The sequence below is a fragment of the Shewanella sp. S1-49-MNA-CIBAN-0167 genome (genome assembly GCF_040310145.1).
Taxonomy (GTDB): Bacteria; Pseudomonadota; Gammaproteobacteria; order Enterobacterales; family Shewanellaceae; genus Shewanella; species Shewanella psychromarinicola.
In genome coordinates this window covers 22,210-36,430 of sequence record NZ_JBEOPO010000023.1, presented here as the reverse complement: position 1 = coordinate 36,430, position 14,221 = coordinate 22,210, and the positions used below count along the sequence as shown (strand labels likewise).

10 protein-coding genes are annotated in these 14,221 nt (G+C 42.7%); 4 read left to right on the top strand and 6 right to left on the bottom strand.

The window, feature by feature from the left end; translation table 11 throughout:
• The first annotated feature begins 3 nt into the window (after nucleotides 1-3).
• The 3 genes from recF to AAEZ00_RS12200 all read left to right on the top strand — a co-directional run bounded on the left by recF (nucleotide 4) and on the right by AAEZ00_RS12200 (nucleotide 4,683).
• Nucleotides 4-1,086, top strand: coding sequence for a DNA replication/repair protein RecF (gene recF, locus AAEZ00_RS12210; RefSeq protein ID WP_101033451.1), 1,083 nt, complete (start codon nucleotides 4-6; stop codon nucleotides 1,084-1,086).
• A 15-nt stretch (nucleotides 1,087-1,101) separates the two neighbouring features.
• The gene (gyrB, locus tag AAEZ00_RS12205; RefSeq protein ID WP_124012920.1) at nucleotides 1,102-3,522 is read left to right on the top strand and encodes a DNA topoisomerase (ATP-hydrolyzing) subunit B; all 2,421 of its coding nucleotides are present in this window, start codon (nucleotides 1,102-1,104) and stop codon (nucleotides 3,520-3,522) included.
• Between the two features lie 108 nt (nucleotides 3,523-3,630).
• Nucleotides 3,631-4,683, top strand: a complete 1,053-nt coding sequence (locus AAEZ00_RS12200) for an HDOD domain-containing protein (RefSeq protein WP_124012921.1) — start codon at nucleotides 3,631-3,633, stop codon at nucleotides 4,681-4,683.
• 134 nt (nucleotides 4,684-4,817) lie between these two features.
• Here AAEZ00_RS12200 and glyS read toward each other — a convergent pair whose 3' ends face one another.
• Nucleotides 4,818-6,902 (bottom strand): glycine--tRNA ligase subunit beta, encoded by a 2,085-nt coding sequence (gene glyS / locus AAEZ00_RS12195; RefSeq protein WP_124012922.1) that lies wholly within the window; start codon nucleotides 6,900-6,902, stop codon nucleotides 4,818-4,820.
• Nucleotides 6,903-6,911: 9 nt separating this feature from the next.
• On the bottom strand, nucleotides 6,912-7,817 hold the full coding sequence (gene glyQ, locus AAEZ00_RS12190; RefSeq protein WP_101033455.1) for a glycine--tRNA ligase subunit alpha: 906 nt from the start codon (nucleotides 7,815-7,817) through the stop codon (nucleotides 6,912-6,914).
• A gap of 112 nt (nucleotides 7,818-7,929) precedes the next feature.
• On the opposite strand from glyQ, the gene AAEZ00_RS12185 reads away from it, so the two are divergent.
• Nucleotides 7,930-8,493: a DNA-3-methyladenine glycosylase I gene (locus tag AAEZ00_RS12185; RefSeq protein ID WP_101033456.1), complete on the top strand. Its 564-nt coding sequence runs from the start codon at nucleotides 7,930-7,932 to the stop codon at nucleotides 8,491-8,493.
• Between the two features lie 92 nt (nucleotides 8,494-8,585).
• Here the strand turns inward: AAEZ00_RS12185 and AAEZ00_RS12180 are convergent, their stop codons facing one another.
• The 4 genes from AAEZ00_RS12180 to fadA form a co-directional block, all read right to left on the bottom strand.
• Nucleotides 8,586-11,768 (bottom strand): amidohydrolase family protein, encoded by a 3,183-nt coding sequence (locus tag AAEZ00_RS12180; RefSeq protein WP_351088683.1) that lies wholly within the window; start codon nucleotides 11,766-11,768, stop codon nucleotides 8,586-8,588.
• 359 nt (nucleotides 11,769-12,127) lie between these two features.
• Nucleotides 12,128-12,571 carry an MOSC domain-containing protein gene (locus AAEZ00_RS12175; protein WP_124012924.1) on the bottom strand — a complete coding sequence of 148 codons (444 nt, stop codon included), beginning with the start codon at nucleotides 12,569-12,571 and terminating at the stop codon, nucleotides 12,128-12,130.
• Between the two features lie 3 nt (nucleotides 12,572-12,574).
• A complete protein-coding gene (gene tusA, locus AAEZ00_RS12170) occupies nucleotides 12,575-12,820 on the bottom strand; it encodes a sulfurtransferase TusA (protein ID WP_101033459.1) in 246 nt (81 codons plus the stop codon).
• 224 nt (nucleotides 12,821-13,044) lie between these two features.
• Nucleotides 13,045-14,208, bottom strand: coding sequence for an acetyl-CoA C-acyltransferase FadA (fadA, locus tag AAEZ00_RS12165; protein ID WP_101033460.1), 1,164 nt, complete (start codon nucleotides 14,206-14,208; stop codon nucleotides 13,045-13,047).
• Nucleotides 14,209-14,221: the final 13 nt, after the last annotated feature.

Sequence of the window (14,221 nt, the reverse complement as noted above, 5' to 3'; positions counted from 1 at the left end):
TACATGAGTTTATCGCGTCTTACCATTGGTTCATTTCGTAACATTACCTCTGCGTCATTACAGCCTTGTGATGGCTTAAATTTGATTTACGGTCAAAATGGCAGTGGCAAAACCAGTATTCTTGAAGCCATTTACTTTTTGGGTATGGGCCGCTCGTTTCGCAGCCACTTATCGCAACGGGTGATCAACCATGATGACGATAAACTGACCCTATTTGCCCAGTTAATTGACGCCGACAGAGACTATAAAATTGGTTTACGTCGCCATCGAAGTGGTGAGATTGAAGTTAAAATCAATGGCGAGAAAGTGAAGCGTTTATCAACGTTGGCCGATACTTTGCCCATTCAAGTTATTACTCCAGAAAGTTTTTCTTTATTGTTCGAGGGACCTAAAGCTCGCCGTCAATTTATCGATTGGGGGGCATTTCATTCCGACCCGTATTTTTATCAAGCTTGGGTGAATACCAGGAAGGTATTAAAGCAGCGCAATCAATTACTTAGAAATCAATCACCCTATAGCCAAATACAATTTTGGGATAAGGAGTTGGTGCGGTATGCTGAACAGGTTACCGATATACGAAATCAATATGTAGACTCGTTAAATGGGCTACTAAAGGGTATAATCGGAGTGTTTTTACCTCATATTGATATTAAGGTTTCTTTTACCCGAGGATGGGACAGTAAAACGGATTTTTCACAATTACTTGAAAACCAATACTCAAGAGATTTAGCCGCAGGTAATACGGGTAGCGGGCCCCATAAAGCAGACTTACGTTTGCGTGTGGGTACTTTACCCGCGCAGGATGCGTTGTCCCGTGGACAATTAAAATTATTAGTCTGTGCACTACGTATTGCACAGGGAAAGTTGCTCAAACAACAGCTAGATAAAAACAGTATTTATCTGGTTGACGATTTACCGTCAGAGTTGGATGCACAGCATAGGCAGCTATTGCTTCAGCAGTTAACCGAAACCGGTGCACAAATATTTGTCACCGCGATTGATCCGCTAACAATAGTCGATTCGTTATCTAGCCCTCCAAACAGGACGTTTCATGTGGAACAAGGGCTGGTAACAGTTATTGAATAACAACGAGAGATAAATATGTCAGAGAATAGTTACGATTCTTCGAGTATCAAGGTATTAAAAGGCCTTGATGCAGTCCGTAAGAGACCTGGTATGTACATTGGTGATACTGATGATGGCACAGGTCTTCATCACATGGTATTCGAAGTGGTTGATAACTCTATCGATGAAGCTTTAGCAGGCCATTGTAGCGAAATCACCATTACCATTCATTCCGATGGTTCAGTCTCAGTAAAAGACGATGGTCGTGGTATTCCTGTTTCGATACATGAGGAAGAGGGTATCTCTGCTGCTGAAGTGATTATGACCGTACTTCATGCTGGTGGTAAGTTTGATGACAACTCATACAAAGTCTCTGGTGGACTTCACGGTGTGGGTGTTTCGGTCGTTAATGCTTTATCGCGAAAGCTGCAGTTAACTATTCGTCGTGCAGGTAAAATCTATGAGCAGTTTTATACTCATGGTGTACCTGATGCGCCTATCAAAGAAATCGGCGATGCGGTGACAACCGGCACCGAACTCCGTTTTTGGCCAAGCAGTGAGACGTTTACTAATAATCTTGAATTCCATTTTGAAATTTTAGCCAAACGAGTACGTGAACTCTCATTCTTGAACTCTGGTGTGGGCATTCGTTTAGTTGACGAGCTCGAGAATAAAGATGAGTTCTTTAGATATGAAGGTGGTATTAGAGCCTTTGTTGACTACTTAAACCGTAACAAAACGCCGATTAACAAAGATGTATTCCATTTTGCACACGAACGCGAAGACGGTATTACCGTTGAAGTGGCAATGCAGTGGAACGATGGTTATCAAGAAAATATTTATTGTTTTACCAATAATATTCCTCAGCGCGATGGTGGTACTCACTTAGCCGGTTTCCGTGGAGCATTGACGCGTAACTTGAATAACTACATGGAACGTGAAGGTTATAACAAAAAAGGTAAAACCAACGCCACCGGTGATGATGCGCGCGAAGGCTTAACTGCGGTTATTTCTGTTAAAGTACCGGATCCAAAGTTTAGCTCGCAAACGAAAGATAAACTTGTTTCTAGCGAAGTGAAAAGCGCTGTTGAGCAAACGATGGGTGAGCAGTTAAACGATTACCTATTAGAAAACCCAGCAGATGCTAAATTAATTGTTGGCAAGATTGTTGACGCTTCACGGGCGCGCGAAGCGGCTCGTAAAGCGCGTGAAATGACTCGTCGTAAAGGCGCATTAGATTTAGGTGGTTTGCCTGGTAAGTTAGCTGATTGCCAAGAGAAAGACCCTGGTCTTTCTGAAATATATATAGTGGAAGGGGACTCTGCTGGCGGATCTGCCAAGCAGGGGCGTAATCGTAAAAACCAAGCTATTCTTCCACTGAAAGGTAAAATCTTAAACGTAGAAAAAGCGCGTTTTGACAAAATGTTATCGTCTCAAGAAGTGGCAACACTGATCACGGCATTAGGTTGTGGTATTGGCCGTGATGAGTATAACCCTGATAAGACCCGTTATCACAATATCATTATCATGACCGATGCTGATGTCGACGGTTCACACATCCGTACCTTGCTACTGACCTTTTTCTTCCGTCAAATGCCAGAATTGATCGAACGTGGATATATTTATATTGCTCAACCACCGCTCTTTAAAGTAAAAAAAGGTAAGCAAGAACAATATTTAAAAGACGAACCCGCGTTAACGGAATATTTAACTACTCAAGCACTTGATGGTACAAGTATTTACCCAAGCAAAGGTGCTTTTGGTATGTCTGGTGAGCCATTAGAGCGCTTGGTGGCGCAGTATCGTGAAGTTGAACGCATCATTAAGCGTCTAGAAAAACGCTTCCCGTCCAACTTACTTGACCGTATGTTGTATCACCCAGAAGTCACCGCGGATGTGTTGAATGACGAAGCGAAAATGACCACATGGTGCAATGACTTTATTGCGGCATTAGTTGAGCGTGAAAATAGTGGCATTATCTACACTGCGAATGTCATGCTTGATCCTGAACGTAAGGTTTACACTCCTAGTGTGACAATCCGTAAACACGGTATTGATTTCAGCTATCTATTTGGTCATGACTTCTTCACGTCAACGGATTACCAACGTATGGCTAAATTAGGTGCTGCGTTACACGGTATGATTGAAGAAGGCGGTTACGTACAACGTGGCGAACGTGTTAAAGACGTTGAAAGTTTCTTAGAAGCGCTAGATTGGACGATTAGTGAAGCGAAACGCGGTCTTTATATTCAACGCTATAAAGGTTTGGGTGAAATGAACCCTGAACAGTTATGGGAAACCACAATGGATCCGGAATCCCGTCGTATGTTACGTGTGACTATTGAAGATGCAGTTGCTGCAGATCAGCTCTTTACGTGTTTGATGGGCGACCAAGTTGAGCCGCGTCGTGAGTTTATTGAAACCAATGCGCTTAATGTTGCAAACTTAGACGTATAACATAAATTATGTGTGTAAATGGGTGCCTTTGGCACCCATTTTTTTACTATATTGATTGCTATTATAATCAATATAGCAATTAATCAACAGCTTATAAGGTTTGTAATCGTGGTTATTAGTTTTTTTAAAAATTTATTTAATTTTCGTGACCACAATGAACAAGTCAAATTTACTGGCATAACCACAGTAGAGAAACGTCAACAAACTAAACCGAAAGCGCCAGTCCCTGCAATTGAGATCACCGTAAATCAAGCCGCTGAATCACAGTTAGACTTGTCTAGTTTATTTTATAGTTTGTTATTTTCAAACCAACAAACGACAGTAACCGGGATCGCCAATAATTTAGAGCGTAGCGTGATGCGAAATATTGAACAGGCATTAAGCTCACCTCAATCGATTGCAGAAAACGTATTAAAGCTACCCAGTAAAATACTGGAACTCGATAAAAAACTTGCCGATGACAGTATTGAAACCCAAGCGTTAATAAAACTCATTGAGCAAGATCCATTATTGTGTGTTGAAGTCCTTAAACTTTGTAATTCATCCGCTTTCAAACGAGCGAATAGTGATGTTAGTAGTATTCAGCAAGCATTAGTTCAAGTGGGTCGACAGCAATTAAGGCAATTTATTACCGCGTGTTTAGCCCGTCAGTTGATAGATATAAAACCTATTTATTTTAGACGGTTCGGCGCTGAAATTTGGCGCCACTCTATGCAAGTGGCTTTCTTGGCCAGCGAGTTAGCCAAGCCTGATCAGCGTGACAGTGCTTTTCTTTTGGGCTTGCTCCATGATGTCGGTAAAATTGCTATTTTTAAAATGCTGGTAGATGCTTTTTATCAAGCTGAACCTGGAGATCAGCCTAACTCACAGCTATTTAAGCAGGTCATGACCACAAAGTCGTTAACCCTGAGTGCGCTTTTAGCCCGTTATTGGCAACTACCACAACACTTTGAAACGCCATTAACTCTCCTTGCCAATAGTAATATTAAGCCTACAGACGATATGGCACTGCTAGTCTGGAAAGCTAATATTATTAGTGAGTGCTCAATGCTAAAGCAAGTCGATAAATTACCTAAACCGGCATTAACGGTTTTGTTAGCTCAAGTAGAGTGTAACGAAGAAGATTTTATTGCATTACATCAAAAGCTTATGCAATTTTAAATTAACCTCAGTCCGGGAATAGGAGCAGTTTTATAACCATTTATGACCCCAAGTTTAGGCTTAATGAGTATAACGCCCATAAAAAAGCGCCTTTCGGCGCTTTGTCACTTCATTTTAGTGGCAGCTGAAGCAAACTATTGCAGTAATGAAATATCTGCAACGTGTAAGAACTGCTCACGAAGATTGGTTAATAAGGCTAAACGATTATTTTTCAATGCTTCATCATCAGCCATTACCATCACATCTTCAAAAAACAGATCGACACTTTCGCGTAAGTCAGCTAGCAAGGTTAATGCTTGTTGGTAATCGCCATTGGCAAACAAGGGGGCTAACTGCGGTTGCAGTTGTGCTAGTTTGTCGGCTAAGGCTTTTTCTGCTGTTTCGGTTAATAGTGCTTGGTTGATGGTTTCAGGCAGTTTACCTTCAACTTTAGCCAGAATATTCGATACCCGTTTATTCGCTGCTGCAAGCGCGGTAGAAGCGTCTAAACCACGGAAGTGAGAAACAGCATTAATACGGCTGTCAAAGTCTGCTGGACGAGTAGGGCGACGAGCAAGTACGGCCAAAATAACATTGACTTGAATGCCTTTATCTTGGTACCAAGCACGGAAACGTGCGAGCAGGAACTCAAGGACATCTTCGCCGCTATTGGCATTAGTCACGTTAGCTGCGTGCAATGCTTGAGCTTTAGCTATTAATTCAACTAAGTCGAGTGGCAGTTTGTTTTCAACGATAATGCGTAAAATACCAATGGCTGCACGGCGAAGGGCAAATGGGTCAGCCGCCCCTTTTGGAGCTTGGCCAATACTAAAAATACCCACTAAAGTATCGAGCTTTTCAGCTAACGCAACGGCACATGATACGCTTGCTGTTGGTACTGTATCCCCAGAAAACTTAGGTTTGTATTGCTCTTCAAGCGCCACGGCAACGGCTTCTTCTTCGCCGTCTAAACGGGCATAATGCATGCCCATAGTGCCTTGAGTGTCGGTAAACTCCATAACCATATTGGTCATAAGATCGGCTTTAGACAATAAACCGGCGCGGCTGGCATCAGCACTATTAGTGTTTACACCATTGTCGTTCATTTGCGTTGCAATGAAACCAGCTAGCGTTGAAATACGCTCAACTCGGGCCTTTAATGTGCCCAGTTGTTTTTGAAATACCACAGTTTCCAAGCTATCAATACGAGATTCAAGCTTTTGTTTCTTATCAGTATTAAAGAAAAACTCTGCATCAGCAAGACGAGGGCGCACCACTTTTTCGTTACCTGATATAATCTGTTGTGGATCTTTTGATTCGATGTTGGTAACAAAAATAAAGTTAGGCAGTAGCTTGCCTGCTTTATCAAATACGGGGAAGTATTTTTGGTCACCTTTCATGGTGTAAACCAAGGCTTCAGAAGGCACATCTAAAAACTTTTCTTCAAAACTGGCCGTCAATACAATTGGCCATTCAACTAATGAGGCCACTTCTTCTAATAAGCTGTCTTCAATATCGGCAACGCCGCCTAATTTGGCTGCAGCGGCTTCAGCATCGGCTTTAATCAGTGATTTACGCAGGTGATAATCGGCAAGGACTTTTCCTTGCTCTTTAAGCGCGGCGAGGTAGTTGTCTGCATGATCCAATTCAAAGCTCGCTTGGCCCATAAAGCGATGTCCGCGAATTACGCGGTCAGATTTAATCCCAAGTAATTCGCCAGAAACTATTTCGCTACCTAGTAACATGGTCACTGTGTGCACAGGGCGAATAAACTGCGTTTTGTTGTAACCCCAACGCATTCGTTTTGGAATAGGTAACTTGTCTAACGCTCGCTGTGCCATGTCAGTAATTAAGCTTTTTGTTTCAACGCCAACTACTTTAGCTTGATGAACTAACCATTCACCTTTATCGGTCACTAAACGTTCGGCCTGTTCAACAGTAATACCGTTACCACGCGCCCAACCTTGTGCTGCTTTAGTTGGATTACCGTCTGCATCAAATGCTGAACTGACTGCGGGTCCACGTTTTTCAATCACTTTATCGGCTTGAGCTTGTGCTAAACCAATGACATTAATCGCTAAACGTCGAGGGGCTGCGTACCAAGTTGCAGATTCAAAAGGTAAATCTGCTTTGGTTAATTCATCGGTAAAGTTTGCTAGAAATGATTCGGCTAAAGTGCGCAGTGACTTTGGCGGTAACTCTTCGGTACCAATTTCAATGAGTAAGTTTTCAAAATTCATTCGTTACCTCTACTTACACATTGGGAAGCCAAGAGCTTCACGTGCTTGATAATAAGATTCTGCAACACCTTTTGCCATCGTGCGAACGCGAAGAATATAACGCTGGCGTTCGGTAACTGATATAGCATGGCGAGCATCAAGTAAGTTGAAAGCATGTGATGCTTTCATGACTTGCTCGTAAGCAGGTAATGGTAGCGGTTTTTCGAGTGATAAAAGGTGATGGCACATTTTTTCACACTGGTCGAACAGGGTGAACATAAAGTCGACATCGGCATGTTCAAAGTTATAAGTTGATTGCTCAACTTCGTTCTGATGGAAAATATCACCATAAGTGACACGACCTAAAGGTCCGTCGGTCCAAACAAGATCGTATACACTATCAACTTCTTGAATATACATCGCTAGACGCTCAAGTCCGTAAGTGATCTCACCGGTAACGGGGCTGCATTCAATGCCGCCGACTTGCTGGAAATAAGTAAACTGAGTCACTTCCATTCCATTAAGCCAGATTTCCCAGCCCAATCCCCAAGCACCTAATGTTGGTGATTCCCAATTGTCTTCAACAAAGCGAATATCATGTATTTGGGTATCAATGCCGAGGGCTTCAAGTGAGCCAAGATAAAGTTCTTGGATGTTGTCTGGCGATGGCTTGAGGACTACTTGGAATTGATAGTAATGTTGTAGGCGATTAGGGTTTTCACCATAACGTCCATCAGTAGGACGGCGAGACGGTTGCACATATGCACTGCTCATTGGCTCTGGGCCTAATGAACGCAAGAACGTCTGCGGGTGAAAAGTACCAGCGCCAACTTCCATATCCAGAGGTTGAACAATAGCGCAACCTTGTTGCGCCCAATATTCCTGAAGGGTTAGAATAAAACCCTGAAATGTCTTTACGTCGTGTTTCGTCGTCATGTCTACTACTGTCAGGCTATTAATAGAAAATGGTTATGATTATACCTTGTCGAGCAAGGCAGATGTAGGTTATTTTTTAACGTATACATAAAAACGTTAATGGGACTCTAGTATGCAAGTTAACCGATGTGGTTGGGTAAGTGAAGATCCTTTATATCAGCAATACCACGATACGGTTTGGGGACGACCTCAATTTGATCCCAAACAGCTTTTTGCTAAGTTATGTTTAGACGGTCAGCAGGCTGGATTATCGTGGCTTACTATTTTAAAAAAGCAGCAAAACTATGAGCAATTTTTTGCCAATTTTGAGCCCAGTATTATTGCCCAATATGATCAACACAAGGTGGAAGCATTAATGCTTGAACCGGGTATTGTGCGTAATCGACTTAAAATAAACTCGATCATCAAAAATGCCAAAGCCTATATGGCTTTTGTAGAGCAGGGTAATGATTTTGCTACTTTTTTGTGGGATTTTGTCGGCGGTTCGCCTAACGTTAATCAGTTTGAATCATTGAGTCAAGTTCCAGTGCAAACTCCTGAGTCTGAAGCTATGTCTAAGGCATTAAAAAAGCTTGGCTTTAATTTTGTCGGGCCCACAATTTGCTATGCGTTTATGCAGGCGGTGGGGATGGTTAATGACCACACCACAGATTGTCATTGTTATGGGCAGTTTTAATGAGTCTTGATCGATAATAAAAAGGGCTGTTCCACGTGGAACAGCCCTTTTTTGTCTAAGTCACTTTATTGTAAGTTAACATATTAACTGGTTTAGATTTTCTCGAAGAAAAATGGTTTACGTTGGTGTTTATCACCATTTAGTTGATCCATGGTTTCTGAGTTAAACAACTTACCATTGACCATGGTATAAGTGACTTTATCAGTAGTTCTGATATCGGCTAATGGATCGCCATCAACCACTATTAAGTCTGCCAACTTACCGACTTTAATAGAACCTAGTTGATGGTCCATTCCAAAGGTAATAGCAGGATTTATGGTCGCGGTTTTTAACACCTCCATATTACTCATTCCACCTTGAGCAAACATCCACATTTCCCAGTGAGCGGCTAGACCTTCACGTTGACCGTGTGCACCAATATTGGGTTTTACGCCGAGTTCATTGAGTTCATTTGCTACACGCGCCACGTTAAAGTGGTTGTAATGTGCGTCGGGTGCTGTGGTTCTGCGCATTGAACGTGCATCTAAAATATCGTGTGGTACATACATGCTTAGCCGAGGGTGAGCCCAAACATCGGTTTTGTCATACCAGTAGTTTTCGCCGGAAATACCACCATAGGCGACAACCAGTGTCGGGGTGTAATGGACTTCCGTCTGGCTCCAAAATTGTTTGATGTCGTTATAAATCGAGGCAACGGGTAATGAGTGCTCTACCGTTGTGTGGCCATCGGCAATCATTGACAAGTTATGTTGTAATAAACTGCCGCCTTCTGGTACCACCATCATTTCAAGTTCGCGTGCCGCGGCGATAATTTGCTGGCGCTGATCGCGACGTGGTTGGTTATAGCTTTTAACACTAAAGGCACCAACTTTTTTAAGACGCTCTAAATGGAATTTAGCATCATCGAGCGAGTCAACGTGCGAGGTGTAACCGGGTAGATTTGCGCCATACAAAATGGTACCGGTTGAAAAAATTCGTGGCCCAACAATTCTGCCGGATTTTTGCTGCTCAGAAGCGGCAAATATTTCAGTGGTGTCATTTGATGGATCATGGATCGAGGTCACCCCAAGTGATAAACCTGAATACAATGCCCAGTTTTGCTGTGGAATAATTTCATCATCTGCTTGACCTCCATGAGCGTGGGCATCGAATAAGCCTGGCATAATCGTTTTGCCGCTGATGTCGATGACTTGGGCGTCTTTAGGAATAGTGGTATTAGCACCGCCGACGCTAACAATTTTATTGTCTTTAACAATGACAACACCATTGTCGATCACCTTGTCATTTTCCATGGTGATTACTTTGCCGCCAGTAAACACCACGGTTCCACGTGGAACATCAGCGTTGTCTTTAAAACCCAGAGAGGTGATTGTAGGTTCAACTTTGGTTTCAGACTTTCCATATTGAGTGTCAACTTCTGCTTGATATAAGTCTGGGCCTAAGGTCCAATAAAGTTGGTTGTTTTTTCCGTTCCAGCTAATGCTTTCACCTGCTCTGGTACTCAATTGGATGATAGGCAAATTAGTGGCTTTAGGGCCAATCGCAATGGTTTCACCGTGTTTTGCAAAAGGCGTCACATACACTCTAAAGCGTTCTGCAAACGCTAAGTGCTCACCGTTTGGAGATAGACGAAACTCAGTGGCATGCTCACTGGTGTAATGGGTCCGTTTTTCAAAACCATTCATGCCGATGGATGCGAACTCTGGTGTCTCATCTGAATCCATAAAGTAAACCCGTTCTGGGTCCGCGCCAAATTGGGGCTGATGGCCACTGGCAGTTAGTTTGGTATTCTGTTTACCCTTGATATCGACTTTATATAAACCAGGTTCTTGTGACCAAGTCCGTGGTGTTATGTCGCCACCACGCGCTTTACGGTAAACAACATAGTCGCCATTAGGTGAAAAGGTCGGTTCAACATATTTACCAGGCTCACTGGTTAGTACTTTAGCTTTGCCACCACGGGTGCTAACGACCCTAACGGTGCCTTGTAGTTGGTCTGTCCAAGTGGTAAACACAATATCTTTGCCGTCTCGAGACCATTGTGGGAACAGTTCATTTATATCTTCGTCTAAACGCGTTAGACGTGTTTTTTTACCATTATTTATATTACGGATCCAAATTTTACCTAGAGCCTCAAACACCACTTTGTTGCCGTCTGGTGACACTTGTGCCATACGTAGCATTTTTACATTAAACTCATCTTGGTCGAGATTTTGGGTAAAACGGACCGAGGGTTGAATGTCTCGTTGAGCCTTAACACTAAATGGAATGTCACAGACTTGTTTGCTGTCTACGTCGAGTTTGTTTATTTTACCTTTAGCCCAAAATACGATGTGCTTGTTGTCATTGGTCCATGACATTGTCGGGTAAACACCATGGATTGCCCAGGTTTCCTGCATATCACGATCAAGCTTGTCATAAAGCTTGGTTTCTTTACCTGAGGTTAAATCGACAGAATATAACGTCGATTGGAATCCATCGCGTTTGATGTATGCCAGTGTTTTACCATCAGGACTTGGTGTTGGACGAATTGCACCACCGGTACCTTCGATTATGACTTCTATATCACCCGTCTGAGTATCGTAACGCTTTATTTTATAAATGCCTTTAACTGAGTCTTTAGAGTAGTGAAAGGTTTTGCCTGGGGTGGCATCTTGGCTGAAGTAGATGTAACGCCCATCGGGTGAGTAAGCGGGTTCGCCTAAATCTTTTTGTTCATTTGGGCGCTCTGTAAGTTTAACGCCTTCACCCCCTGCGATGTGATACATCCATACTTCACCAGCTCCTAAGCTGCGGGTACCGGTAAAATGTTTTCTGGCCACCAGGTATTGTGAGTCTGGACTCCAGGCAGGGCTATTTAATAGACGGAACGTTTCGGTGGTAATGTGGTGGGGATTAGTGCCATCGGCATTCATAATCCAAATATTATCGCCGCCATCCTCGTCAGAGGTAAAAGCAATATATTTACCATCAGGACTATAAACGGGCTGCATTTGCCAAGCAATACCTTGTGCTAGTGGGGTTGCTTCACCACCAGCAATCGGTATTTGGTAAATGTCGCCTAATAGATCAAACACAAGGTGTTTACCGTCTGGTGACACATTGATATTCATCCAAGTACCTTCAGAAACATTAATGTCTATTTTTGTCAGAGGTGCACTTTCAGGCGCATTGACGAGCCATTTGGTTTTTTCAACTTCAGCAAAGGCTGCTGTATTTAGCCCTAACGTTAATGCCAGCGCGGTATAAAGTGGTGTTAGTTTTTGTGTAAACATAAATTATCCGTTATTTTTTTAGTTTGTTGTTGGCTTTGTTATTCTAGTTTTTTATTTTACGAATAGCGTTAAATCAGTTCATTTATTCTTAATTCTTATATTAAGTATGAGGTTGAAATGAATTTAATGGCCCCCTTTATCGCATAATTAACGCATAAGGGGTACTACAATTCTGTTTCAATTGATGATGTATATTAACAACTTAATCATGTTGACCCATCGCAAGCGAAGTTTGCAATGAGTTTTTCGGGATAACGTCAGTAATAGAAATGGGTAAATGTGCTGCAGATATTAATGTATCAAGCTTAATTTGAGATGAGTTCTATTTAATGAATGTGGCTAAATTTATTATTTACAGCTTAGCTAAGGATGATTAGATCACCAGGCTGAATTAATCCGCCATTGATGACTCTACACGTAACACCACCACGCCAATCTGGCGTTAATGCCTGTTCTAGACCTGCATGCGCGAGTTCCATTTTTTTACAGGGATCGGTTTCGCCGGTGATCTGCAATCGAAGCTCAGTTCCAATGGTGATAATTTTGCCAACATCAGCGGCGCTAAATTGGTAGCCGTTAATTAATAAATTGGCTCGACGAGTTAACCAATCTAAATCTGTTTTGACCTGTTGGCAGGCTATTTGCCATTGCGGTTTCGACAATACGGTAACTTGGCGTTTGCCTGGTCGGCCAAAAACATCATTTTCCACCCCTCGCGCTAAGGTCACATTGGCACATAAAGCGGGTTTCATTGCGCCGCGTTTTGCCGTTTTGTATGCGATAGCTTCCAAGGTGATAGTCATTATTTACAATCCTTTTTTGAGCAAGTAATGGTAAGGGGCTTTACTGATATCGAAGGCAATTAACGTGTGGTCCATAAATTCACAAAAACTGGGGATATCACGAGTCGTAGCCGGATCATCTGCAATGATGAGTAATGTTTCACCTTCGGCCATTTTTCGAACGGTTTTACGGATCATCATTACAGGTTCTGGGCAGCGAAGTCCAAGTGCATCGAGTTGGTATTGTGCTTGGGTGTAAATATCGGTCATTGAGTGTTATCTATTTTAACTAATCTAATTAGCGCTAATATTACTCTTGTGATTTATGCTTGCCAAGTTTGCTATTAATTTATGTTTTTTTAACGTTTTTTATTTTGCCTAAAACATGTTTCACGTGGAACATTAGCCAAAGTAGGAAAAGAAAAAAATAAAAAAACGAGCCAAAATAGCTCGTTTTTTATTACTGATCATTAATCAGCTTGGCATTGGTAACCTTATACGCGTTCGAATACGGTTGCGATACCTTGACCTAAACCGATACACATAGTGGCAAGACCAAGTGTTGCATCTTTTTCTTCCATTAAGTTAATCAGGGTTGTTGAAATTCGTGCGCCTGAACAACCTAGTGGGTGGCCTAATGCAATCGCGCCACCGTTAAGGTTAATCTTCTCATCGACGACATCTTGCAAGCCAAGATCTTTAACACAAGGTAAAGACTGTGCAGCAAAGGCTTCATTCAATTCGATAAGGTCTAAATCTGCAACAGACAAACCGGCACGAGTTAATGCTTTTTTGGTTGCGGGTACTGGGCCGTAACCCATAATGGCTGGATCACAACCCGCAACAGCCATAGAGCGGATACGAGCTCGAATCGTTAACCCAAGGGCACGCGCTTTTGACTCTTCCATGACCAACATAGCAGAAGCACCATCTGATAATGCTGATGATGTACCCGCTGTCACAGTACCGTTAACTGGGTCGAATGCCGGACGTAAACCCGCAAGCGACTCGAGTGTTGTTTCAGGACGGATAACTTCGTCATTCATCACTTTAATCAGTGTGCCGTTTGCGTCGTGGCCTTCAATACCCCAAATTTCTTTGGCAAAACGACCTTCAATCGTTGCTGCATGAGCACGCTGATGAGAGCGCACGGCAAACGCATCTTGTTGTTCGCGAGTAACACCATACATTTTACCCAACATTTCAGCGGTCAAGCCCATCATGCCTGATGCTTTTGCAACACGGTTTGCGAGGCCTGGATGGAAATCAACACCGTGGTTCATTGGTACATGACCCATGTGCTCAACACCACCAATAATGAAGGTGTCACCTTGGCCGGTCATAATGGCACGAGCCGCTTGGTGAAGGGCATCCATTGACGAACCACATAAACGGTTTACGGTAACGGCGCCAGCTGTTTTAGGAATACCAGCTAATAATGATGCGTTACGAGCAATGTTGAAACCTTGTTCAAGGGTTTGCTGCACACACCCCCAAATCACATCTTCAATGTCATTAGGGTCTAGTTGTGGGTTACGCACTAATAGCGCTTTCATTAGTTCTGCAGACAAGGTTTCTGCACGTACATTTCTAAATACCCCAGCCTTAGAACGGCCCATTGGGGTACGAATGCAGTCTACGATAACAGCTTGTTTCATGATTTAATTCCTT

Excerpts from the sequence above, each read along its gene's own strand:
- recF (WP_101033451.1), top strand. The coding sequence starts at position 4 with ATGAGTTTATCGCGTCTTACCATTGGTTCATTTCGTAACATTACCTCT.
- gyrB (WP_124012920.1), top strand. The coding sequence starts at position 1,102 with ATGTCAGAGAATAGTTACGATTCTTCGAGTATCAAGGTATTAAAAGGC.
- glyS (WP_124012922.1), bottom strand. The coding sequence starts at position 6,902 with ATGAATTTTGAAAACTTACTCATTGAAATTGGTACCGAAGAGTTACCG.
- glyQ (WP_101033455.1), bottom strand. The coding sequence starts at position 7,817 with ATGACGACGAAACACGACGTAAAGACATTTCAGGGTTTTATTCTAACC.
- AAEZ00_RS12185 (WP_101033456.1), top strand. The coding sequence starts at position 7,930 with ATGCAAGTTAACCGATGTGGTTGGGTAAGTGAAGATCCTTTATATCAG.
- AAEZ00_RS12180 (WP_351088683.1), bottom strand. The coding sequence starts at position 11,768 with ATGTTTACACAAAAACTAACACCACTTTATACCGCGCTGGCATTAACG.
- AAEZ00_RS12175 (WP_124012924.1), bottom strand. The coding sequence starts at position 12,571 with ATGACTATCACCTTGGAAGCTATCGCATACAAAACGGCAAAACGCGGC.
- tusA (WP_101033459.1), bottom strand. The coding sequence starts at position 12,820 with ATGACCGATATTTACACCCAAGCACAATACCAACTCGATGCACTTGGA.
- fadA (WP_101033460.1), bottom strand. The coding sequence starts at position 14,208 with ATGAAACAAGCTGTTATCGTAGACTGCATTCGTACCCCAATGGGCCGT.